The following is a 24,047-nucleotide window of genomic DNA, read 5'->3' as shown; positions in this document are numbered from 1 at the left end:
GCTTGTTCTGGCTATGATGCTGGTGATGTCACTCGGTGCTCTCTATGTGCATCTTATTCGTAGCGTACGAGAGTTTCGTGCAGGCTACCATGATTTCGACCAAAGACTGAGCATGTAGCTTAATGTACCTGTTTGCATAATGGCCTTCCTGCCCCCTAACAGCAGGGCCATTTTTTACGCCCTTTGAGCGGGTTCGGAGGTCCTGTGGTTTAGTAGTCTTTCCGCATACGGACACCGCGTGGGGTGGTGTAGAAGCCAGCTGCTAGAAGTGCTCGCCGGAGAGCCTGCACCGGGTGTTCAGCCGCGGAATCGGCGGCGCTAGCTGGCTGAGCCTTTGCCGCTGGAGTCAAAGGCTCGGGTGTGCTGAGTAGCTCAATACCACCGGCGCTTTCAATCACAATTTTGTCGGCTACGCCCAGGCGCACCAGCTGGCCTAGAAGCGGGGTCGCCACTTCAACAAGCACCGGGTCCTCGGTAAAGGGTAAGAGAGTTTTGCCGCCGCGTTCTAGGTAGAGCACCGGGGTGCCGTCTACCAGGACGAGGCAGGCACCGGCTTTACGCCCCGGCTTGTGTTTGAGCGGGGTGCGGTTAGCATCCCAGGGGGTGGGTGTAGGCCAGGGGAGGGCCGCCCCGTAAGGATTAGCCGGGTCGGTTGCCGCTAGGAGCGTGACAGCACGCTGAGTGGTCCGAACCGGTGAGTAGGTAGCCTCAGGGGCGGCGCTGTGCTTAATATGCTGAGCAGGCAGCGGATCTGAGGTGGCTCGGTCGGCCTGTCTTAGCCGATCTACCGTGGCAGAGGTTGAGAACTGGGCAGCTCCCAGCCCCTCAATAAAGTAGCCTCGGCGGGCTAGCCCCTTTTCTTCGGCTGCGGATAGCACCCGGTAGACCCCGGCAAAACCGCCGACTGTTCCCTCAACGGCAACGGCACCCCGTGTGAGTATTCCGTAGCGGTCCATGAGAAGTTCGGCTCGGGCTGCTGCGGCCACGGTCGGGTCAAGCGGTTCAGCATCAACTCGTGCCCAGCGCCCAGCGTTGATGGGGGCTACCTGGGCCGGTGCCTGGACAGTAGGCCCGGTTCCTAAGCCCAGCCGGGAGGACGACAGTCTGCTGGCCCCTCTACGCATACCTACGCCACGGGCACGGGGTGGTGGGCTAGCCACCTTATGAGCTGATGAGCCGCCGGCCAGGAGGGCGCGTACCGGTGCGTAGGTGTCACCGGTAACCAGGCCAGCCCATACCAGGTTCCAGAGGGCATCGGATGTCTCGCGGTCGCTGGGCGGCTGATTTCCCAGGGAAGCTGTGAGAGCCGCCAGTTGAGCCTGAATCTGGGTGAAGAACAGCCCACCGCTCAGGAGCGAATAGATCGTTTTTTCTAAGGGCCCCAGCGCAGCCAGGGCTTCTTGCCGCTCACCTTCATCGGGCAGGGTCAGGGGGGCGCTCTCTGCCAGGTGCAGGGCAACCCATCCGTCGTCCCCGGTAAGTTGGCCCGCCCCTGTCCACAGCACATCACCGGCACTCATGGCAGAATCCAACAGAGCCGGGGCGTAGTCGGTAATCCTGGCCCGCATAATGAGCGATTCCAGGGCTGATGCCGGTAGGCGCACCCCCGCAAGCTGGTCAACCACCGTGAGCAGGCCGTCGTAGCCTGAGAGCATGGCGCTTGTATCCTGGCGGGCGACAATAGGCTGGGCCGGGACACCGAAGGTACCGGGTGCGGCGGTGGTTTCTGTGATTTGCCATGAGCCCACATGCTGCCAAGAAGGCAGGAACCTGGCGTAGGTTGTCGGTGGTACAGGCTCAACATCGGCTCTCAGGGCCGCCAGCGACCGCGAGCGCAGGGTGCGCAAAACCTGAGCATCTACCCATTCGGTACCGGCCAGGTAGCTGGGGTCATCAGAACCGGTGCGGGCACGGGCTAGCTCAGCCCGGAGTTCTTCGGGCAGGAACTCACCGGAGAGTACCCGCCGGTCAGCGGCCAGAGCCCGCAATGCGTTCTCGACCACGGAGATACCCAGAGCTAGCGCGTGGGCGGCCTGGGCGGTGGTGAAAGGTGCGTGGGTGCGGGCGTAGCGGGCTACCAGGTCAAGGAGGGGCTCTTTGACCGGTGCAAGGAAGGCCAGCGGCACCCCGATGGGCAGAGGCACGCCCAGGGCATCGCGCAGGCGACTGGAATCTTCCAGGGCGGCGTAGACCTTGCGCCCGTGCAAGCGGAAGCTTAGCGCCCGCCCGGCGGCTACCAGGGTCTCCAGGTGCTCCTGCGCCTGGCTTGGGGTGATTGTCGGATCGGGGGCAGCCTCATCAGGAGAAGCTCCCGGCAGACGGAGCCTAGCGGCGGCCTCTTCGGCGGTGAGAGGGCCTAAGAGCCGGAGCAGGTCGGCGGCGCCCTCCACTCCGTGCAGGCGGTAACCGGGGGCAAGGCGTTGTAAGCGGGCTTCGGTACTACGAATCACCCCGGCATCCAGAAGCTCCCGTAGCTCGTCTTTGCCTAAGAGCTCAGCGAGCAGAGCCGGGTCCAGCGCCAGCGCGGCGGCTTTGCGCTCAGCAAGAGGGGAGTCACCCTCGTAGAGGAACTGGGCGACGTAACCAAAGAGCAGGGTACGGGCGAAGGGCGAGGGCGTATCGGTCTCGATTTCTGAGACCTTGACCTGCTTGCTCTCAATCTGCCGGTGCAGGGCCAGGAGCTCGGGTAGGTCGTAGACATCTTGCAGGCACTCGCGAGCGGTTTCGAGCAGGATTGGGAAAGCCGGGTACTTTCGGGCAACGTCGAGGAGTTGGGCGGCCCGCTGGCGCTGCTGCCACAGGGGTGTACGGCGGCCGGGGTCCTTGCGGGGCAGGAGTAGCGCCCTAGCGGCGTTCTCCCGGAAGCGGGAGGCAAAGAGCGCGGAATTCCCTACCCGCTCGGTGACTATATCCTCAAGCTCCTGAGGGTCAAAGAGGAAGAGCTCGGCACCCGGAGGCTCAGCTTCCATAGCGGGAATACGCAGCACAATACCGTCATCAGCGGCCATGGCCGATGCGTTCACACCGTAGCCTTCCTCGACCCGGGCACCTACAGCCAGCGCCCAGGGGGAGTGCACCGGCATACCTAGCGGGGAATGGAGAATAACCCGCCAGTCGCCCAGCTCATCACGGAAACGCTCAACTAGCAGGTGCTTATGGGAGGGCACACGACCGGTTGCCTGGGTCTGCTCACCGATATAGGCCAGCAGATTATCGGCGGCCCACTCATCAAGGCCCAGTGCCCCTACCTGCCGGTGGGCCTCTGCCCGGTCTTTGGCAAGGGTCCGCGCCAGATCGCCGGTGAAAGTGCCGAGTGCTCGCCCCAGCTCAGCCGGTCGCCCGGGAGAATCCCCGTGCCAGAAAGGCAGACGGCCCGGCACTCCGGGAGCCGGGGTAACGGTTACCCGGTCGTGACTAATATCTTCAATCCGCCAGGAGGAGGCACCCAGGGCGATAACATCCCCCGCACGGGATTCGTAGACCATTTCTTCATCGAGTTCACCCACTCGCTTAGGCGCCTTGGAATCCTCGGCCCCGGCAATATAGACGGGGAAAAGGCCCCGATCAGGGATTGTACCGCCGCTGGTGACTGCCAGCCGCTGAGCGCCGGGCCGTCCCTCAATAGTGCCCGCGCCGCGGTCCCAGATGATGCGAGGGCGCAGCTCGGCGAACTCATCGGAGGGGTAAAAGCCCGAGAGCAAATCGAGGGTGGCTTCAAAAGCCGCCCGGGGCAGGGTAGCAAAGGGCGCAGTAGCCCGGAGCGCCTCAAACCAGGCCTCCACGCTGATAGGCCCTAGGGCGCAGGCGGCAACGGTCTGTTGGGCCAGAATATCTAGGGGATTAGCCGGTATGGACAGCGGCTCAATCTTGCCTGCTAACATTCGCTGGACGGTGACGGTGGCGTTGAGTAGGTCGCCCCGGTGCTTGGGGTAGAGGTAGCCACGCGATACTTCGCCCACCTGGTGCCCGGCACGGCCCACCCGTTGAAGCCCGGACGCTACTGAGTGGGGAGCCTCCACCTGGATTACCAGATCAACCTGCCCCATATCAATGCCCAGCTCGAGCGAACTGGTAGCCACCACACAGCGGAGCTGGCCCGATTTCAGGGACTCTTCAATGAGGGTGCGTTGGTCCTTAGAGACGGAACCGTGGTGGGCACGCGCCAGCAGGGGTGGGGCACCTGAGGCGCTCGCCGAGGCCCCCATTATCTGGGCCAGTGAGCTTGTGCCCCTAGTAGGAGTAGCGCGTAAAGGGAGTTTAGGGTCATCTGTTTCTAGCTGCGCGGGGTTGGCCTGAGCCAGCTGTTGGGCCAGGATATCGGCTACGGTGCGCGGTTCGGTGCTCCCGCTGGGCCCGGTCACTGTCAAAGGCTCGCCGGTAGGGCTAAGGTCTTGGCGGGCCTGGCACCGTTGCAGGTAGATTTCGTTCAGCCGTGCTGTTAGCTTCTCTGCCAGGCCACGGGAGTTAGCAAACACGATGGTGGAGCGGTTGGCCTCTACTAGGTCAACAATACGCTCTTCAACATGGGGCCAGATAGAAGCCTGGTAGCCGGATGCCGGTGAGGGCGGGGTGGAATCGTCGGGGCCCTCTACCTGTTCTGCGGCCCCCGCTTCTTCAGCTATTTCTTGGATGGTCAGTTCGATGGGCTGGCGCGGGTGCCTAGGGGCGCTCTGCTCGCCCGGGTAGGTTCCTACCGCCTCCCAGAGAGCCTGATGGGGGCCGTTCTCACTCACGGTGGGCAGAGGCTGGTCAAAGTAGCTGTCTCTTGCTTTAGCCGGGGTTTCTTCCTCCGGTTCTGGGGAACCTAGGGCGGGGCCCGCCAGTGGGCGGATGCCCAGAGCATCAGCCAAGGTGAGGTCTTGGGGCAGGGTTGCTGCGGTATCGACCTGCTCGGGGCGGGGCAGACCCTCATTGGCTAGGGAGTCAGTTAGCGCCAGCCCATCATTGAACTCGGTAGCTGAGTTTTTAGCGGCTTCGCGGGCACGATTTTTTGTGCTGCTGCCCTGATGCCAGGGTGTGCCAGCTGGCATCTCACCGTAAGCATTGGGGCCGCCCAGGGCTGTCATATCGGGCACGGGTACGGAGAGGGTGAGCTCCCACTGTTTTTCTGAGGGTGGTTGCACAACCTCCACCGGGACGGAGCCGCCCAGGAACCGGGCAACGGTTTCTACCGGTTCTACGGTGGCAGAGAGCCCCACGCGCTGGGCGGGGGATTCTAGGAGCTGGTCTAGTCTCTCTAGGGTTACCGCTAGGTGGGCACCGCGTTTTGTTCCTGCTACTGCGTGTACCTCGTCAATGATGACGGTGTGAACTGAGGTGAGCGTGGAGCGGGCCTTAGAGGTCAGCATCAGAAAGAGGGATTCCGGTGTGGTAATCAGAATATCCGGTGGGTTGCTGATGAGCTGGCGGCGTTCTTTGGCGGGGGTGTCCCCGCTGCGTACCCCCACGCGAACCTGGGGAGGTTCCATCTTGAGGGAACGGGCGGTCTGGGCTATACCGATGAGTGGGGAACGCAGGTTACGTTCGACGTCCACACCCAGGGCTTTGAGCGGTGAAATGTAGAGGACCTTGGTCCCGCTCACGCTGGGTTCCTGACTTGTTGTGTCATTGGATGCGGCGGTGTGATCAAAGTGCAGGCGGTCTAGCGCCCACAGGAAAGCTGAGAGCGTTTTACCGGAACCGGTGGGGGCCACAATTAGGGCATGCCGACCGGCGCTGATAGCCGCCCAGGCGCCGGCCTGGGCGGCAGTGGGTGCTGTGAAAGCCCCCTCAAACCAGCGACGGGTTGGCTCCGAGAAAAACCTCAGAGCCCGGGAAGTGTCCTCAGATGCCATAGCCCTCTTAGCCTGTAGAAACCGCTTAGGGCGCGGCACCTACAGCACCCACCGTGAGCTGGGTGATGTCCGTATTGGAGCAGGCTTCGGACGCAAAGTTGAGTACGAGTGCCTGGGATGCTCCGGGGGCCTGGATGGAGTAGCCGGTCGCCGCGACGCTCTGGCAACGATCCGCGTAGAGTCCGGCGCGTGTTTCACGCAGGATGGCGGTGAGAGACTCACCGGTGGCTAGTACCCCTCCTGAGGATGACAAGTCGGTGGCGTTTGCGGCGCTTGCACCAATTTGTTGGCCAGCAGAATTCACGTAGTGAACGGCGGGGTAGCCGCCGATAGAGCAGGGGGCGGAGCCGGTGTTAGTGAAGGTGAGGTTGATATATCGTGAGCCTGCGGCACCTCCACCGGGGGCTACGGCCGCCTCAATGTAGAGCTGGTCGTAGTCGCATACGGCAACGCCTGCCATAGAGCTGGGAGCCTGCCCTGCGGCCCCTGTTGGTTGATCAGCAGGGCTGGGAGTGGGGCTGGGTTCAACAGTGATAACGGTTCCCGTAGGGACGGGTTCGGGGCTATCTGAGACGCTGGGTGTCGGGGCCGCGGCTGTCTGAGTTGGGGAGCTCGTTGCTGTGGGGCTTGGGCTGGCGGAGGTTGCTGTTTGGGAAGTCGCCACCGCGGAGGCACTGGTGCCTTCCGAAGTCTCTGCTGGTTGGCTCGGCTTATTGGAGCCACAACCGGTAAGGGCCAGCAGGAGGCTCAGGGCAGCAAGGGGGATAAGGGGTTTGGGGGTTTTCATGCCATTTACATTCCTGGTTGCAGGGTAACGTGTGCCCCGTCCATTCCTTGGGAGTATTCCGTCTGGCAGCTGAGGCGAGAGCACTCGTTGGCGATATCATCGATCATATCGAGCAGGTCTTCTTCGGCTTCTTCGCGTTCGCCCGATGCGGCAAAGTGCTCGGGATCGATAAAGGCGTGACAGGTGGCGCATGAGGCATTGCCGCCGCAGGTAGCAAGTACCGGGAAACCGGCTGCTAGGACAGCGTCGAGCATGCTCTGGTGGGGCTCCCAGGTCACGTCTTTGGTGGTACCGTTTTCATCGGTGACCGTGATGTTTACGCTCATATCTTCTCCTGTGCTGATGCGGCAGTGAGGCCGTCTGGCCTTCTTGTCTTCCCCTATTTTATGGGATAGGCAAGAGCAAGCCCGTTTTTGTGGTGAAAACTACCCCACGGTCATGGGGTTCTGCGGCCTCTTGATGTAACCGCAATAAAAAAACCGGCCCCACAAGGAGGCCGGTTTCTAGTGTGCGCCCGAAGGGATTCGAACCCCCAACCTTCTGATCCGTAGTCAGATGCTCTATCCGTTGAGCTACAGGCGCATTGTGCCTTGGCTGACTATCTCTAGCCCGTCTTGGCAACAGGTAATACTCTACGCAGGTTTTTGGAGGTGTGCAAATCGAAAGCGCGTGACACTGCTCTCACTTATGGTGGGTGCCCTGTCTGCTCAGTTTGGTCTCAGCCTGGTTAAGGCCACCGGGGGCGCTCCGGGGCTGATGTGGCTGTATTGTGTCATGCCCAAATGATTTTTAGGTTTTGCTACGGGGGTGTGAGGAAGATCGGAGCGAAATATTTGTACTAATTCTGACAAAAGACCTATATCTGGGTAGGCTAGACGTACACGATGAAGTGAAAGTGCACCGCACAACGCGTTTATTCATTGCTAATGAGTGGCGCGTTTTTCTGTTTTCGCTCTGCCGGCGGCACAGAAAATGGGTGGGCACCTGCTTCCGGTACAGAGAGGTACCGGGGGAACCGATACATAAGGGGAAGCGTCAGTGACTGACATTTCAATCGACAATTTAATTGCACAGGCTCCTACCAACTACGAGGAATTACTTGCTTGGGTCGCTGAGGTTGCTCAGCTTACCCAGCCCCATGATATTTACTGGGCTGATGGCTCACAGGAAGAATACGACCGGCTGGCCGCTGAACTGGTTGAGGCCGGTACCCTCCGCAAGCTCAGTGATCATGAGTTCCCTAACTCTTACGTTGCTTTTTCGGATCCCGATGATGTGGCCCGTGTTGAAGAGCGTACCTTTATCTGCTCACAGACCCAGGATGGTGCTGGGCCGACCAACAACTGGCAGGACCCAGCTCAGATGCGAGCGACTCTGACCGATCTCTTTAAGGGTTCCATGCGGGGCCGTACCATGTACGTGATTCCCTTTGTGATGGGTTCACTCGATGCGACCACTCCTAAGTTCGGTGTCGAAATTACCGACTCTGCCTATGTGGTTGTTTCTATGCGGATTATGGCCACTATCGGTTCCGATGTTCTTACCAAGATGTCCGAGACCAAGGCTTTCTTTGTGAAGGCACTGCATTCGGTGGGCGCTCCGCTTGAACCCGGCCAGCAGGATGTTCCCTGGCCCTGTAACCCCGAGAAGTACATTGTGCAGTTCCCCGAAGACCGTGAAATCTGGTCCTATGGGTCCGGTTACGGTGGCAATGCCCTGCTGGGTAAGAAGTGCTACGCACTCCGTATCGCTTCAGCAATTGGCCGCGATGAAGGTTGGATGGCAGAGCACATGCTGGTGCTCAAAGTAACCAACCCTGAGGGGCGTAGCAAGTTCATATCCGCGGCCTTCCCCTCAGCCTGCGGTAAGACCAACTTTGCCATGATGGATCCCACCATTGAAGGCTGGAAAACCGAGATGGTTGGCGATGACATCGCCTGGATCGAGTTCCGCGATGGCAGGCCCTACGTGGTGAACCCCGAGGCAGGCCTGTTTGGTGTCGCCCCCGGCACCGGCTGGTCCACCAACCCCAATGCAATGCGCGCAATTGCTCGGGGTAACACCATCTTCACCAATGTTGCCCTCACCGATGACAACTCTGTGTGGTGGGAGGGTAAGACCGATGAGGTCCCCGATCATCTGATTGACTGGCAGGGCAAGGACTGGACCCCTGATTCAGGGCGTCCGGCGGCTCACCCCAACTCACGTTTCTGCACCCCCATCGCCCAGGCTGACACTCTGGCCGAAGAATACTATGCACCCGATGGTGTACCGCTGTCAGCCATGATTTTTGGTGGCCGCCGCAAGACCACTATCCCGCTAGTTTCCGAGGCCACAAGCTGGGAGCAGGGTGTCTTCCGTGGCGTGACCCTCTCTTCAGAAACCACCGCCGCCGCCAAGGGCCAGGTGGGCCTTGTGCGCCGTGACCCCATGGCTATGCTTCCCTTCATCGGCTACAACGCCGGCGACTATATCCAGCACTGGATTGATCTGGGTAAGAAGCACGGCCAAGAGAACATGCCCAAGATCTACTACGTCAACTGGTTCCGCCGCACCCCCGATGGCGGGTTCGCCTGGCCCGGATTTGGTGAGAACAGCCGCGTAGTCAAGTGGATTTTCGACCGTTTGGACGGCACCGCTGGTGGCCAGGAAACCTTCTTGGGCCTTGTCCCGACACCAGCGGACCTGGACCTGACTGGTCTTGAATTGAGTGAGGAAGAACTAACCGCTGCTCTTACCGTTAGCCGCGAAGAATGGGAAGAAGAACTGCCCGGTATTGACGAATGGCTGGCATTCTTAGGGGATAGAGTCCCCGCCGAAGTGCATGCTCAACGCCAGGCCCTAGCTACTGAGCTAGGCAAGTAACCCCCCCGCGGTTTCATATGTGAGCCCTTGAATTGATAAGGGTGTAGCTCATCTCAAAGTAGCCCGCAAGAGCCTAGCTCTTGCGGGCTACTTTTCTTTGTGCAGGATTAACACCTAGACGCCCCTAAATTGGGGGAGGAAGCTACCTTATATATTCTGTAGAATGCTATAAGAATGGCTGAAGACTGTACTGTATAGCCCTGTGCCCTCCCGAACAAAAACTGCCGGTTAGCCACCGGCGAGGTGAGTTGCGTAGCGGTGAGCGAGCTACTGCTTGCTTGTGTGGAAGGAATACAAGAGTGGGAAATTTGCTGAGCGTTAAAGAACTCACCAAGAACCACGAGCACCTCCGCGCCCTCAAGGGCGTTAACCTGGAGGTTGCCGCCGGTGAAATCGTAGGTCTTCTCGGTGAGAACGGCGCAGGCAAGTCGACGTTACTGTCCATCCTGGGGGGCTGGGACAGCCCCACGGGTGGCACCATTACCCTAGATGGTAAGAGCTACACCCCAAAGAATCCCGAAGAAGCCTTGGTGGCCGGTGTAGGCTCTATCCGCCAAAAATTTACTGTGGATTCTGAGCTGACCGTTGCCCAGGCAATCTTCCGCTCCACCCAGTATGCCGACGATGCTGAGGACGCTCTGGTAGCTCGCGCCCAAGAACTACTCTCCGAAATTGGTCTTGCTGTTGACCCCCGCGCCAAGATGGGAGATCTGGTGCGTGCAGAGCAGGCCCTGGTTGAAGTCGTCCGCATGGAGGCCGAAGAGACCCGCCTAGTCCTCATGGATGAAGTTGCCGCAACCTTCAACGACTTTGAAATCTACCAGCTTCATGAGGTGACCCGTAAGCTGGCAGCTGAGGGCCGCGCAATTATCTACATCACCCACCGTATCGATGAGATCCGCTCCCTGGCTCACCGTGCAGTGATTCTTTCTGAAGGCACCATTAGCACTGAAATTAACCCAGGTGCCATGACTACCGAGCAAATCGCCTTCAAGATGTTCAACCGCGAAATCGAGATGGGCGGTCGCCCCGATGACTTCGCTGGCCAAGACGCCAAGCTCATCGTCGAGAATCTCACCAGCTCCAAGGGCTCCCTAAATAAGGTGTCTTTCTCGGTTGACCGGGGTGAAATCTTTGGTCTGACAGGGCTACGCCGCTCCGGTATTAACGAGGTTGCTGCCGCCCTAGTCGGTGTTGACGAAACCGCCACTTTCGGCACTCTCAAAGTCAACGGGCAGGACGTCACCATTAGCTCACCCGGTGACTCTGCAGCACTCGGTATCGGCTACCTCTCCGATAACGATGACGAACTGGGCCTTGCCAACGAACGCTCTATTGCAAAGATTCTGATGGAAAGCGCAGGCCTTAAAGAACGACCAGAAGGCTTCTTGCACGAAGTATCCGCCTTACGGGAGGTCGCTGAACAGGTTCAGAAGCTCCGCATCAAAACCACTAACATCCAGGGCCAACTGGGTAAGCTCTCTGGCGGTGATCAGCAGAAAGTCGCCCTCGCCCAATGGATTACTACCGACTGTGAAATCCTGATTCTCAACCACCCTACTCGTGGCATTGATATGGGCTCTAAGAGTGAAATTTACAAGATGCTCATGGAGCTGACCGAAAAGGGGACCTCTATTATCCTCATTGGGTCAGACATGTCAGAACTTATCGGCCTGTGCCACCGCATTGCTGTGATGCGCTCCGGTGAAGTCGTTTCGGTCCAGCAGAATAAGGTAGCCACCGAAGACACCCTCATGGGCGAAGCCCTGGGGGAGGATCTGGTCTAGAGAGCTCGACCATAACTGAAAACAGGAGGGCTCCCGGCTCATCATAGCCGGGAGCCCTCCTGATTTAGGCTGGTGTGCCTTGGGGGATGAGGCCCAGCTTACAAGGAAATCCTTGAAGCGATGGCATTGAGTTTGTGGCGTGCTAGAGCCAGGTTGGCAGTGTTGCGCTCAAGCACCAGATAGACGAAAAGACCTGATGTTTCTGAAGTGTTAAGAACGTTGATCAGGTGGTACTGGGAGGAAAGAGTGATCATAATGTCCTCAATGTTCCCCTTGACATCAAGGTCAGCCATGGTCTTGAGCTTAGCCCGAACAACATTTGAGTTACCGGCAGCAGCTACCGTGAGGTCAAAACCAGGGGAACCACCAGAGGCAAGAGCCATACCCGATGAAATATCGACAAGAGCGGCACCGGTAGCGCCTTCAATGGAGAGCAATTCCTGAATGGAGGCATCAAGCTGTGACAAGATAATTCCTTTATCTATGTACCTGCCAGAAGAACACGACATCAATGGAGGAGTGCACCAGCAGGAGGCGGTATGGACGCAAGCACCTACCCGCACCCTTGGCGTATGTGCGATGAAAAGGGTTGCGCCCTCGAGTTTTTACTTACCTATCATACTACTTTGCCACTCTCACACACCCCCAACATGTGCAGGAAACCCGGCTAAAGTAGAGTTCAAGCGCCAGAAGTCGGCTGATGACAGCCTGGCTTGAAACCTGAAACCATATAGCTGAAACTTAAGGTTGAAGCAATAATCGCCCCATCACTATGTCTAAGGAGCTGGACCTTGTGCGCCTCACTGCCTTTTCAGATGTTTCCCTGCGCGTACTGATGCTACTTTCTGGGCTGGACGGTCACCAAATCTCAACCCAGAAAATTGCTGAGGGTGTAGGAACCCCCTATAACCACGTTGCCAAATCTGTAGCCTTCCTGGCAAATATGGGTCTGCTCGAATCAACCAGAGGCCGCACCGGCGGCATCCGCCTCTCCGAAAAAGGCGCTTGTGCAACCGTCGGGCAGGTCCTCCGTGCCACCGAAGGCGACATACCTATGGTCGAATGTGAAGGCGAAACACATACTTGCCCCATGCGCAATTCCTGCTCCTTGCGCGTAATCCTAGCTAACGCTCGTGAAGAGTTCTTCAAGATTCTCGATCCGGTCGTTATTTCTGAGCTACCCAACGAAGCCCAGATGGGCCCGGTTTTCCTTGAACTCGGACTTGGCCCCCTTGGCTCCGCCAGAAAAACCACGGCCGGTAGCTTAAACTAACAAAAGCACCGAGGCCGCTGTCGGTTTTAAAACCGGCAGCGGCCTTTCCAATCCCTAATACTGGTATGAAGTATGCTAAATTGAAAGTGGTTTATCAACAACCTGTCACTAAGGAGCACTCATGCTATCTGCCAAATCCCGCCCCATCATCGAGGCAACCCTCCCCGTCATCGCCGAACGCATCAACGACATCACCCCCGACTTCTACCGCCGCATGTTCGCCGCCCGCCCCGACCTCATGGACGGCATGTTCTCACGCTCATCCCAACTCGAAGGCACCCAGCCCAAAGCACTAGCAGGCTCCATCGCAGTCTTCGCCTCCTACATCCTGGCCAACCCCGACAGCTACCCCGACGAAGTCCTCTCTCGCGTAGCCCACAAACACGCCTCACTGGGCCTGCGCGAAGAAGAATACCCCACCGTCTACAAGTACCTCTTCGAAGCCATCGCCGCCAACCTAGGCGACATCCTCACCCCCGAAATCGCAGAAGCCTGGACCGAAGTCTACTGGCTCATGGCCGACGCCCTCATCAAACTTGAAAAAGGCCTCTACGCCTCACAAGCCAATGAGGTCATGTTCGCCCCCTTCCGCCTCCTAGAGCGCAAAGAAACCGGCGAGAACGTCATCGACTTCACCTTCGAAGCCGCCAACGCCGTAGCCATGACCGACGCCGTAGCAGGCCAGTACGTCTCCATCGTCACCAAAGCAAAAGATGGCCTCCGCCAGGCCCGCCAGTTCACCCTGCTCCCCTCCCAGAAGAACCAGCGCCGCGTAGCCATCAAACTCGACACCGCAGGCGAAATGACCCCCATCCTGCACGAACTCGCAGTTGGCGACATCGTCGAGGTCTCCAACCCCTACGGCGACGTCACCCTGGGCGCTTTTGGCGATGACGCAACCAAACCCCTCTACCTCTTCTCCGCAGGTATCGGTGTAACCCCCATGATCGCCTTCCTCTCCGAACTCGCCACCAGCGGCTCAGAGCGCGAAGTCGTCGTAGTTCACGCCGACCGCTCAACCGCTACCTGGCCCCTACGCGAGGAGATGGCCAGTTATGTTGAGAAACTCAAGAACGCCCGCCTGATTTCCTTCCTCGAAACCGCCGGTGAAGGCGACTACGAAGGTCGCGTTGATATCTCCAAGCTGGAGGTACCCGCCAACGCCTCCGCCTACCTGTGTGGCCCGTTGCCCTTCATGCAGGGTGTACGCTCACAGCTGGTTGAAGCGGGTGTACCCGGCCAGCAGATCCAGTACGAGATCTTCGGCCCCGACCAGTGGATGCTCCACGACCAGGCCCGCGCCTAACCCTTCGGCCTAGGCCCGCGCCTAACCCTTCGGCCTAGGCCCGCGCCTAACCCTCCGGCCCAGGCCCGCGCCTAACGGTTAAAGATAGAGCGCGGTGAACCTACCTTCGCCTGCTGACCCTCTCAGGTGCTCGCGCTGGGGCGCTCGCCCCTGATTCACGCCAGCCCCGAGCCAGCAGGCTCCCGGTAGGTTCACCGCGCTTCTGTATGGGTTGGGGTTAGCCCGTGTACGGCACTTTCGCCTGCTGATCCTCTCAGGTGCTCGCGCTGGGGTGCTCGCCCCTGATTCACGCCAGCCCCGAGCCAGCAGGCTCCCGGTAGGTTCACCGCGCTTCTACATCTTCATACAAAAGCGCCCGCCCTGTTTCCTAGCCGCGCAGATGAAGTGACTAGAATTTAGCTAGACTTTATAAAGAATTTTTCTAGAATTGAATAAGAAGTTAGGCTAAAGCTAGAAAGGTAGAGCCGGGATCTGGCCAAGGAAGCTATTTAGGGGAGATCGATTATGCCCACCAGAGCGCAGGAAGCGTTTGAACGATTCGGAGCTGTTCTTGACCAGGAAGCTGGACGGTACGGTATTGAGAATCTAGAGGCCTTGCCAGGGGATTACTATCTGGCCGAGATTGACGGTGACAGGGTTGCCGTAGCATCTACCTACCGGACCATCAAAACTGGGTCATCACAGATCTCGATTTCAAACAAAAAGGTCGAGGGCCTGCTGGAGGTAGCGGAGGATTACAAGGCAACTCCAGTCCTTGGCTATTACGTTGAAGACAATGGTCGAGGAGCAAAGGACTTAGTTCTGATTAAACTTGCTTTCTTCTCGGAAGAAAGCAAGAGGCTGGGGCCAGGGCGGGTCTTCAACTACACATTGTCAGGAGGATATTACTACGGACACGAAGCATTCCGTTCCCTCGATCTGGAAGCATACCAAGACTTTCTTTACTGCGCGGTCCGCTTCTCAACTACTGACAAGCCCGAAGTAAGGTACGTTTAGCCGCGAGGAAATAAAACAATAGCTCCGGGGGTATATCCTCTATTTCAGGACAGTCGACCGTTCCGGAGCTCTCACCTATACCCTAGCAGGTGTATCAATGAAGTCAAGAAGAAAATATCAGCTGAGTGATTTAGAGCGCTGGTTTTCGGCACCGCGTATGTCACGCTTCAAGAGCTCTGACAAGGCTGAAGACCTTTATGTGTGGAATACTCGAGTTGCGAAGGCGCTCCTTGAAGATATTCAACACATAGAGGTCTTGCTTCGCACCACAATCGATAGGGCCATGAGCGCCGAAAATGGCGACGACTGGATAGTTGATATCTCTTACTTTGACTCAAACTATAGAGGTCGTGGTAGGGTCTCAAACGGTCATGACGCAAGCTATACGAGAAATGTTTATAAAGCGATTCAGCGTTCTGGTCAGCCCTATTCCACCGCCACAAAGGGAAGAATCATCGCTGAATTGTCTTTCGATCATTGGCGCTTCTTACTGACTGCGTCTAAGGAACCCACTGCTTGGATGTACATCAAACGACATTTGCCGGACTACACTGTAGGCGGCAAGCCTCGTCAGGATTTTGAAAATGCCGTGATATATGCGTTGTATCTGAGAAACCGGCTATCACATCATGAACCTGTCACGCGAAGAACACTGCGCGAAGAGTACCTGTATCTTCGTGAAGCTACCCAGAAACTGAATCAGTTAGCTCAGTGGCTTGATGCTGATGCTGCTGTGTGGATCCGGTCTCACTCACGAGTCCAAAAACTATGGAGAAGCCGGCCAAGGGATGAATTGCGAGATGCACTATGGCTGCGTAAACATCCTCTGTATTGAGGCATAAAGCCATAGTTATACTGACTTTTAAAGAGCAGATAAGTCGTAGGCAGACCCATCAGATAAAAGCGCCCGCCCTGTTTCCTAGCCTCTCAGCTAGAAACAGGGCGGGCGCTCTTTGCCTTCAGAAAAAGCAGGAGGTTCCTTAGCCCTCGCGCACAATCTTCAAAATAGTGTCACGCACACGCTCCATCGTGGCCACATCGGGAGCCTCAAGATTCAGACGCAGGAAAGGCTCAGTGTTTGAGGGGCGCAGGTTAGCCCACCAGCCCTCAGTCTTATGCTCAAAAGTGGTACCGTCCATATCAGAAACCTCAACGGTATCACCAAAGTGAGCGGCAACGCGGGCAACAGCACCAGCCTTGTCCTCAATCTCAGAGTTAATCTCCCCGGAGGCAACGTAGGGAGCGTACTTCTCAGCCAGCTCGCTCAGCGGAACCTCAACCTCACCCAGCGCCGCCAGAACATGCAGAGCAGCCAGCATACCGGTGTCAGCGTTGAAGAAGTCCTTGAAATAGTAGTGAGCCGAATGCTCGCCACCAAAAACACCCTTTTCATCTGCCATAACAGCCTTGATGAAAGAGTGACCCACACGGGTCTTAATGGCACGGCCACCCAGCTTCTCAACCAGCTCAGGCACAGCCTTAGACGTAATCAGGTTGTAAATAATGACCGGGTTATCGTTACCTTCAGCCTGGGCACGCTTAATCTCGCGCTCAGCAACCAGTGCGGTAATAGCCGAAGGCGTGACAGGCTCACCCTTCTCATCAATCACGAAGCAACGGTCAGCATCGCCATCGAAAGCCAAACCAATGTCAGCACCGTGCTCCACAACAGCCTTCTGCAAATCCACCAGGTTAGCTGGCTCCAGCGGATTAGCGGGATGATTGGGGAAGGTGCCGTCCAACTCAAAGTAGAGGGGAAGCATTTCCAAGGGCAGGCCAGGCAGAATGGTATCACCCAAAACAGCGGGAGTAGTCAAACCGCCCATACCGTTACCGGCATCGACAACAACCTTGAGCTTACGGATACCCGAAAGATCCACCAGATTGCGCAGGTACTCGGCATAAGCCTGAAGCACGTCCTTCTCAGAGACGGTACCGGTAGCCTCAACAGCGGGGATAGCGCCCTCATCCAGGTACTTCTGGGCCAGGTCACGAATATCGTACAAGCCGGTTTCAGAAGAAAGCGGAACAGCGCCCGCCTTGGACATCTTCATACCGTTGTACTCAGCGGGGTTATGCGAAGCGGTAAAGGTAACGCCAGCGGCATTCTCAATGCCACAGGCAAAATAGAGCTCGTCAGTAGAAATCAGGCCAATATTAATGACATGAGCGCCTCGAGCGGTTACCCCCTCAGCAAAAGCCTGCATGAACTCGGAGCCGGAGGGCCGCATATCCGCGCCCACCAGCACATTCTGACCAGCTAAATCGAGAACGTCCACGAAAGCGGCACCGGTCGCACGAACGGTCTCAGCGGTAATGGTTTCACCTACGATACCGCGAACATCGTAGGCCTTAAAAGATGCGGTTAAATCAATAGTATTCACAAGAGCCAAGTTTACGGGGCGCCAGCGGCTTTAGACAGTTTCCATGCGAATTTGTCGGGGATTTATGGCAATAAACACCAGCAATTTAGATGATAATTTTATGCCTATGGCACCTAAGGCATGGTTGTATGGTGTACATGGCTGAACTTTTTTCTCTTGCTAACCCGATTCAGAATTATGCCTGGGGTTCATACGAGACCTTAGCTCTCATGCGCGGGGCCCCAGCCCCCACCGAACAACCCGAAGCAGAGCTCTGGGTAGGTGCCCACCCCGCAGCTCCCTCCGTAGCACACGTAGACGGCGGCACCTACACCCTTGACGCACTGGTTGCAGAGCAGCCCAACCGCTTCCTCAACGCCCAGCGCACCAATGACGTCTTCCCCTTCCTCTTCAAAATTCTGGCTATTGAATCGCCTCTTTCCATCCAGGTGCACCCCACCGACGAGCAGGCCCAAGCAGGCTTTGCCGACGAGAACGCCCGTGGCATACCCCTGAACGATCCGGCACGCAACTACAAGGACACCTTCTCCAAACCTGAAACCGTCATTGCCCTCTCAGAGATGCGCATCCTAACCGGCGTGCGCAAGTTCTCTGAGCTCTCGGCTATCGCCGAGCATTTCAAGCTCCGCTGGCTGGCTGGCGCCTTAGATGCCTCCAAGACCCCCAAACAGCTTCTCACCGCAATTATCCGAATGTCACCGCAAGCCTCCGCCACCGCCCTTGAGCAAACCCTTGCAGCAGCCCGCAGCTGGGCACAAAAGAACGGAGCCGTGGACGGGCGCGAATCACTGGCCGCTGGCGTAGCCGAACTAGTCAACCTCATTGACTCTAAATACCCCGGCGACCGCGGCCTGCTGGTTGCCCTGGTCATGAACCTGGTCTACCTGGCACCGGGTGAATCGGTCTATACCCCCGACGGGCAGGTGCACGCTTACATCTCCGGCACCGCCATCGAACTCATGAACCCCTCCGATAACGTCATGCGCGCAGGGCTAACCCCCAAACACCTTGACGAGGAAGAACTCATCAAGATTCTGGGGGAGCGACAAGACGCACCGGTCATTCAGCGCCCAACCCCCACCAGCGACGGCACCGCAGAATACTCCATGTGGGACAAACGTCTCAGCATCACCCACCTGGTCCTTGAGCAAGGTCAAGAAATTGAACTCCCCCTTAGCGGTGTCGCGATCGCCCTGTGCACCGCTGGTACCATGGTGGTTCGCGATGACGATAAGACCTTCACACTAGGCGGAACCCAAGCAGTGATGTACACAGGAGAATCCGCTACCCTAAGCCTTAGCGGCCAGGGCCAGCTCTACATCGCCTGTCAGAGAGCATCATAGGTCAGGTCCCCTCCAAAGGGCCCCCTCGAAGCCTGGGCAAGGACAACCTGACGCCCCAGCCGGTGGCTAACCAGCTAAAAACCAGTACCTTAAGGAAACGATGAAAATTATTTTAACTGTGACCGGCCTAGACCACGAGGGCATCATCGCCGGTGTGACAGGCAAGCTCGCTGAACGCAAAGTCAACATTGAAAACCTCTCCCAGACCCTCATGCAGGGTTACTTCACCATGATTCTGCAGGGCAGCTTCGATGAGACCAGCCAGTCCATCACCGAGCTGCAAGAAGCCATGAAACCGGTTGAAGAAGCTCAGCGCGTTCAGATTCGTATTCAGTCTGATGCAATCTTCCAAGCCATGCACAACCTCTAGGAGCTACCGCACCATGTTCCGCTCCGATAATATTCTTGAAACCCTACAGATGATCGAGGAAGACAAACTCGATATTCGCACAGTCACCATGGGCATCTCACTGCTGGACTGCGCTGACTCCAGGGGCGCTATTGCTCGCCAGAAAATCTACGACAAAATTACCTCCCGCGCCGCCCGCCTGGTTGAAGTCGCTGAAGGCATTGAGGCTGAGCTCGGTATCCCCATCATCAATAAGCGCATCTCCGTCACCCCTATCGCTCTGGTTGCCGGCGCCTCCGACGACGAGGACTATGTAGAGTTCGCAAAAACCCTGGACGCTGCGGCAAAAGCCGTGGGGGTGAACTTCATCGGCGGTTTTACTGCCCTGGTTGATAAGGGCTCCACCCCCGCTGATGAAAAGCTCATGCGTTCTATCCCACGTGCCCTCAACGAGACTGACGTGGTCTGTGCCTCTGTCAATATTGGGTCTTCCCGCGCCGGAATCAACATGAGCGCGGTCAAAACCATGGGCGAGGTTATCCGCCAAACAGCCGAGGGCTCGGCAGAAGCCCACGGCTTTGGTTGTTCTAAACTGGTTGTCTTTGCCAACGCCGTATCCGATAACCCCTTCATGGCCGGTGCTTTCCACGGCGTGCAGGAAGCTGACGCTGTGATCTCTGTAGGTGTTTCGGGCCCCGGCGTCATTAAACGTGCCCTGGAAAAGGTGCGCGGTGAATCCTTTGATTCCTGCGCTGAGGCCATTAAAAAGGCAGCCTTCAAAATAACCCGCATGGGCCAGCTGGTTGGCACCTTAGCTGCTGATCGCCTGGGTGTTGACTTCGGCATCGTAGACCTTTCCCTGGCTCCCACTGCTGAGGTTGGCGACTCCGTAGCGCACGTGCTCGAAGAGATGGGCCTGGAATCCGTGGGAACCCACGGAACCGTTGCCGCCCTGGCCCTACTCAACGATGCCGTCAAGAAAGGCGGGCTCATGGCCTGCTCCCATGTGGGTGGACTTTCTGGCTCCTTTATCCCCATCTCTGAGGATATCGGCATGATTGATGCCGCCGCAGCCGGGAAAATCACCCTGGATAAGCTCGAAGCTATGACCGCCATCTGCTCGGTCGGCCTGGACATGGTCGCTATCCCCGGTGATACCACCGCAGCTACCATCTCAGCCATGATTGCCGATGAGGCAGCTATTGGCGTGATGAACCACAAGACCACCGCTGTGCGAGTTATCCCCGCAATCGGTCTTGAGGTGGGCCAGATGGTCGAGTTCGGTGGACTGCTAGGCCGCGCGCCTGTTATGCCCGCCCACCCCGAATCCGCTGAGGCTTTCGTGGCTCGTGGTGGGCGGATCCCGTCCCCGGTTCACGGCTTCCGTAACTAAAGACAAAAACAGAAGGGGCCGGCCAGTTACGCACTGACCGGTCCCTTCCGCTTTAAGAGAGCTCAGAGCTGCGGGGCTCAACCCAGTTAGCGTCCACTAACACAGAGCAGGCACCTAGAAGCTGGGGAAAAGCTCCAAGGTTTGCAGGCCGTTAGAACCCAAAGAACCGTCCGCGAGGGCTTTTTTGCCTGCAGGGTCAGGGTAAACACGGCTGAGTAAGGCAAAGTAGGCGGCATCACGCACGCCATCGAGTTGCCCATTGTTGCTCTCATAGTAGGGGAAGCTAGCGGGGTTGTTAGTCCACCGGGCAGCTACACCGTAGGCCTGCTCCAGCTTCTTGCCGCCGGGGGTGGCCCAGGCAGGCAGGCCCAGATCAACAAAGATCTTAGCTGCGTGGCTGGCAGGGAGTAGAGCATAGTGCGTGTAGGCAATTCCCTTCTTGCCCTTATCGGGGCCCCCATGCCAGTTAGAGGTTGCACTGCGATCGCGTTCCAGGGGCATCTCGCCCTTGTCATCAACACCTTTAATGAGCAGTGTTTCCCAACGGTCCTTAGCCTGCTGAAGCAGAACCTTATCGCCCAGGTAACCGGCTACGCAGGCCTCCGTCAGCACCCCCCAGAAACCGTGGTTATTATCCCTGTCAGAGGTGGAATGAGGCAGAACCAGGTTACGGAGGAAGTCTTTGAAGGTTGCGTTATCCCATTGGCCGCATACCTGAGCCCAGTAGGCTGCCAGAATCATGTGCGCTGAGTTGAAATTCAAGTCAGCCTCCCCCTGGCGAGTACTTACCGCGGTGAGGGTACTGGCCCAGGCATCAATAATCTGGAGTGCCTTGAGCGCATACTCCGTCTCCCGAGTGATGCGGTAGCGGATAGCTAGGCGGTAGGCTACGCGGACATCACGGCTAAAAATGGCACCACTTTTAGGGCTGGTGTTAACACCGTTCGCGTCATAGTGAGGTGCAGGTGCCAGGTCTGCTACCGGGCTAGGCTGATAAGACAATTCACGGGCGCAACGGTTCAAGAAAGTAGCCAGCTTGTCCTGGTTCTGGCGCAGGTAGGCGAAGTCCTTTTCGTGGACCAAGATGCTGGGGTTGGCTTTAATAATCCGGTCAGGATTGATAGCGTAGCTTGCCTGTGCTGGGTCTTGGACCAGGGTTGTTCCTAGTCCTGCTAGGGCCACAGAGCTTAAGAGGCCGCTGAGGGCTTGACGCCGAGAAGCGTACATACTAAATCTCCTCCTAGTGAGGGGTTGAGGGGTAGACCTAAGCTGATATTTCTAGGGCAGTCTTATTTGGTGTAGAGCTTGATATTGTCAATGGTTGCCGAACCCTCGTAATAGTTCAGGTGCGGGATACCAATGACAAAGTTATCCGGGTAAGCCGATCCCTCAGGCCACATATCCTTATCAAAGCTACCGAAGGGGCCCTCAAAGGTGAGAGTCTGGTTCAGAGAACCATCGTACTCATCAGCGGTCTGGTTGTAGTGCCAGATGGAGTGCTGTCCGTCCTGATCTACGAAGGGGCGCTCATTGCGGATCGTGGTGTGGCCGATGTAGCGGAAATTGCCGGTCAGCTCGGTGACGTAGCTGTCCTTGGTGCGCTCAATAGCAATGGTGTAGGTTTCTTGAGGCATCAGTTCAGGCTCAAGCTCAGCGGTAGCAACAATCGTTGCACCGGGAACATCACCAACACGCAGGCCACAGGGAGTGGGCATGACGAACTGGTTGTAGGCGAAGCTCGGGTCACGGAAGCTGTTGCCGTCAAAGAAGATCTGGTTGATACCGTTTGCCTTTGAGAGGCTATAGGGGTATACCTCCTGGGTGGCGGGGTTGCAGACAGAATAGTTCTTAGCCCATGAGGCATCAACAGAGTAGGTATCCATGCCTACCTTGCGGTGGCTGTGGATGAAGATGTTGTTGTGGGGAGCCGGGCGGGCGTAGTCCATGATGGAGAGCAGATAGTAGCCGTTCTCCTTGGTCACATCGCCCCAGGGTGCGGCGCAGGGGTCAACGGTGTCTGAACCACCCTGAGAGTAGTCACCACGGCGAACCCAGGGGAAGTTAGTCTTGCACTCACCGGGGGTGTAGCCGTTGTACTTGCCGTCGTAGTTCCAGGTCTCTTCGCCGTCAACGGTACGCTTGCCACCGAAATCAACGGTCTTAAGTTCGTACTCAATGCGGTATTCGCTGGGTAGGGTGTCGGTGCCGGTAAGGACCAGGCCGCTATTCCAGGCGGGAACCTTCAGAACTCCTTCCCCGTCCTGGCTTGTCAAAGAGGGCTCTGCATCGGGAATCCCGTCCTTGTTGAGGTCCTGGGCAGCTAATTCTAGGGTCAGCCAACCGTCCTGTCCGAAAGTAAGACGCTTACGCATTATGTTCATGCTGTCCAGGGCACGGTCGAAGGACTTGCCCCCCAAAATGCTGTAATAAACACCGTCATCGGAGAACTCATCAACGTACCAGGGGCTTTCGGCGCCCAACGGATCAACTATCCAGGGCTCTGCCGAGAGGGAAATATCATCATCAAACTGTTCTTGATACTTAAGAACCCAGTCTTGACCTGCCTGGTCCCCTGTACCGGCAGAAGAGCTAACACTGGGGGAGGGAGTTGGCTGGGGGGACCCGGTTTCGCTAGGTTCTGCAGTTGCGGTGGGTTGTTCCGTTGAGCTGGGGCTAGCACTGGGGCTAGGGCTTGCTGTTGCGGTGGGTTGCGCTGTTGAACTGGAGCTGCTCGTCGCTGAGGGGCTAGCAGAAGCGCTTGCTGTGGGCTGACCGGGCTGGCCCGGGGCTGTTGAACAAGCTGCCAGGCTGAGGGTGACTAGGCCCAGGGTTAAGGCCCTGTATTTGCTGGAGGTAAACTTCATTGTTTATGTCCTTAGATATAAAAGGTGCCTGACTCAGAGTAAAGCTCCGAGTCAGGCACTGCTCATTAGTTAAGGTAGAAGATCTTGTCCTGGTTTTCAGACATGTGCTTCTTGTTCCACTCGGCACCACCATCGAGGTTGGCCGCGAGGAAGACTGGGGCGCTGATTCCGCGAGCCAAGAGCTGCTCTATGATACCTGCGGACAGGGAGTGCAGAATCGCGGTCGAGGTGACACCCGAAGCAGGGGTGAACTTCTGGGGGACACCTTCGAGGGAAAGTACGGCGTCGCCGGCATCGACCTGGTTGTCGATGAGGATATCTGCGTGATCCTTGAGCTTGGTCTTATCGGGAACGCGAGAGGTAACGGCGTCGGTGTACTTGGAGGAGGTCAGACCTACCACGAAGATGCCGCGGGCACGGGCTTCACGAGCCAGCTCGACCGGGAGTGCGTTACGGCCAGAGACCGAAACAACAATGAGAACATCGCCTTCGCGCAGGGGTGAGTTGTTGAGGACGACTTCGGCGTAGCCGGGCATCTGTTCCATCTGGGAGCCCAGGGTGGTGGGGCGGGTGGTCAGTGCTTCAACGCCGGGTGCGTAGAGGGGGTTGATGAGCATGAGGCCACCGGCGCGGTAGACGATGTCCTGGACCGGCAGGCTGGAGTGTGAAGCACCGAAAGCAAAGATACGGGCACCCTTTGCGACGCGGTCAGCGATCTCTGATGCTGCCTTTTCGATGGTAGGTACTTCTTCTTCACGAATCTTTTCAAGCAGGGAGATGATTTGCTGGTAGTAGCTATCCAAGAGCTGTGACATGATTCAGAATCCTTTGATTGATGCTGGTAGAAAATTGTTGTTCCCCGCCCG

The 24,047-nt window shown here is 57.5% G+C and carries 17 protein-coding genes and 1 tRNA gene; 9 read left to right on the top strand and 9 right to left on the bottom strand.

Annotated features, from left to right (window positions below; all coding sequences use genetic code 11):
* Window positions 1-209 precede the first annotated feature (209 nt).
* The 4 genes from ACN085_RS07310 to ACN085_RS07295 form a co-directional block, all read right to left on the bottom strand.
* Window positions 210-5,834 (bottom strand): DEAD/DEAH box helicase, encoded by a 5,625-nt coding sequence (locus tag ACN085_RS07310; protein WP_419111074.1) that lies wholly within the window; start codon window positions 5,832-5,834, stop codon window positions 210-212.
* A 25-nt stretch (window positions 5,835-5,859) separates the two neighbouring features.
* Window positions 5,860-6,621: a DUF4232 domain-containing protein gene (locus ACN085_RS07305; protein WP_419111073.1), complete on the bottom strand. Its 762-nt coding sequence runs from the start codon at window positions 6,619-6,621 to the stop codon at window positions 5,860-5,862.
* Between the two features lie 5 nt (window positions 6,622-6,626).
* Window positions 6,627-6,947 carry a 2Fe-2S iron-sulfur cluster-binding protein gene (locus ACN085_RS07300; protein ID WP_419100399.1) on the bottom strand — a complete coding sequence of 107 codons (321 nt, stop codon included), beginning with the start codon at window positions 6,945-6,947 and terminating at the stop codon, window positions 6,627-6,629.
* Window positions 6,948-7,130: 183 nt separating this feature from the next.
* Window positions 7,131-7,203: transfer RNA gene (locus ACN085_RS07295), tRNA-Arg, on the bottom strand.
* A 456-nt stretch (window positions 7,204-7,659) separates the two neighbouring features.
* On the opposite strand from ACN085_RS07295, the gene ACN085_RS07290 reads away from it, so the two are divergent.
* Window positions 7,660-9,486 carry a phosphoenolpyruvate carboxykinase (GTP) gene (locus tag ACN085_RS07290; protein WP_419100400.1) on the top strand — a complete coding sequence of 609 codons (1,827 nt, stop codon included), beginning with the start codon at window positions 7,660-7,662 and terminating at the stop codon, window positions 9,484-9,486.
* Between the two features lie 299 nt (window positions 9,487-9,785).
* Window positions 9,786-11,273: a sugar ABC transporter ATP-binding protein gene (locus ACN085_RS07285; RefSeq protein WP_419111072.1), complete on the top strand. Its 1,488-nt coding sequence runs from the start codon at window positions 9,786-9,788 to the stop codon at window positions 11,271-11,273.
* A 98-nt stretch (window positions 11,274-11,371) separates the two neighbouring features.
* Here ACN085_RS07285 and ACN085_RS07280 read toward each other — a convergent pair whose 3' ends face one another.
* Window positions 11,372-11,740 (bottom strand): hypothetical protein, encoded by a 369-nt coding sequence (locus tag ACN085_RS07280; protein ID WP_419111071.1) that lies wholly within the window; start codon window positions 11,738-11,740, stop codon window positions 11,372-11,374.
* Window positions 11,741-12,066: 326 nt separating this feature from the next.
* Between ACN085_RS07280 and ACN085_RS07275 the strand changes: the two genes are divergently transcribed.
* The 4 genes from ACN085_RS07275 (at window position 12,067) to ACN085_RS07260 (ending at window position 15,683) form a co-directional block, all read left to right on the top strand.
* On the top strand, window positions 12,067-12,546 hold the full coding sequence (locus tag ACN085_RS07275; protein WP_419100403.1) for an RrF2 family transcriptional regulator: 480 nt from the start codon (window positions 12,067-12,069) through the stop codon (window positions 12,544-12,546).
* A 121-nt stretch (window positions 12,547-12,667) separates the two neighbouring features.
* Window positions 12,668-13,852, top strand: coding sequence for an FAD-binding oxidoreductase (locus ACN085_RS07270; RefSeq protein WP_419111070.1), 1,185 nt, complete (start codon window positions 12,668-12,670; stop codon window positions 13,850-13,852).
* Window positions 13,853-14,356: 504 nt separating this feature from the next.
* Window positions 14,357-14,848: a hypothetical protein gene (locus ACN085_RS07265; RefSeq protein ID WP_419111069.1), complete on the top strand. Its 492-nt coding sequence runs from the start codon at window positions 14,357-14,359 to the stop codon at window positions 14,846-14,848.
* 97 nt (window positions 14,849-14,945) lie between these two features.
* On the top strand, window positions 14,946-15,683 hold the full coding sequence (locus ACN085_RS07260) for an Abi family protein (protein WP_419100406.1): 738 nt from the start codon (window positions 14,946-14,948) through the stop codon (window positions 15,681-15,683).
* A gap of 145 nt (window positions 15,684-15,828) precedes the next feature.
* Here the strand turns inward: ACN085_RS07260 and ACN085_RS07255 are convergent, their stop codons facing one another.
* Entirely contained in the window at window positions 15,829-17,232 is a 1,404-nt protein-coding gene (locus tag ACN085_RS07255) for a phosphomannomutase/phosphoglucomutase (protein WP_419111068.1), read from the bottom strand.
* A 137-nt stretch (window positions 17,233-17,369) separates the two neighbouring features.
* Between ACN085_RS07255 and manA the strand changes: the two genes are divergently transcribed.
* The 3 genes from manA to ACN085_RS07240 all read left to right on the top strand — a co-directional run bounded on the left by manA (window position 17,370) and on the right by ACN085_RS07240 (window position 20,317).
* Complete coding sequence (gene manA, locus ACN085_RS07250) at window positions 17,370-18,575, top strand: mannose-6-phosphate isomerase, class I (protein ID WP_419111067.1); 1,206 nt, start codon at window positions 17,370-17,372, stop codon at window positions 18,573-18,575.
* A 100-nt stretch (window positions 18,576-18,675) separates the two neighbouring features.
* On the top strand, window positions 18,676-18,945 hold the full coding sequence (locus tag ACN085_RS07245; protein ID WP_419100409.1) for an ACT domain-containing protein: 270 nt from the start codon (window positions 18,676-18,678) through the stop codon (window positions 18,943-18,945).
* Window positions 18,946-18,958: 13 nt separating this feature from the next.
* Window positions 18,959-20,317, top strand: a complete 1,359-nt coding sequence (locus tag ACN085_RS07240) for a PFL family protein (RefSeq protein WP_419100410.1) — start codon at window positions 18,959-18,961, stop codon at window positions 20,315-20,317.
* A gap of 114 nt (window positions 20,318-20,431) precedes the next feature.
* Here ACN085_RS07240 and ACN085_RS07235 read toward each other — a convergent pair whose 3' ends face one another.
* From ACN085_RS07235 to ACN085_RS07225, 3 genes are all read right to left on the bottom strand, one after another.
* A complete protein-coding gene (locus ACN085_RS07235) occupies window positions 20,432-21,544 on the bottom strand; it encodes an alginate lyase family protein (RefSeq protein WP_419111066.1) in 1,113 nt (370 codons plus the stop codon).
* Window positions 21,545-21,606: 62 nt separating this feature from the next.
* A complete protein-coding gene (locus ACN085_RS07230; protein ID WP_419111065.1) occupies window positions 21,607-23,181 on the bottom strand; it encodes a hypothetical protein in 1,575 nt (524 codons plus the stop codon).
* A 65-nt stretch (window positions 23,182-23,246) separates the two neighbouring features.
* Window positions 23,247-23,996 (bottom strand): sugar isomerase domain-containing protein, encoded by a 750-nt coding sequence (locus ACN085_RS07225; RefSeq protein ID WP_419100413.1) that lies wholly within the window; start codon window positions 23,994-23,996, stop codon window positions 23,247-23,249.
* Between the last annotated feature and the right edge of the window lie 51 nt (window positions 23,997-24,047).

The sequence above is a fragment of the Rothia sp. P4278 genome (genome assembly GCF_048512945.1).
GTDB lineage: Bacteria > Actinomycetota > Actinomycetes > Actinomycetales > Micrococcaceae > Rothia.
Note: the sequence above shows the minus strand (reverse complement) of the source record. Positions and strands in the feature narration are given on the sequence as shown.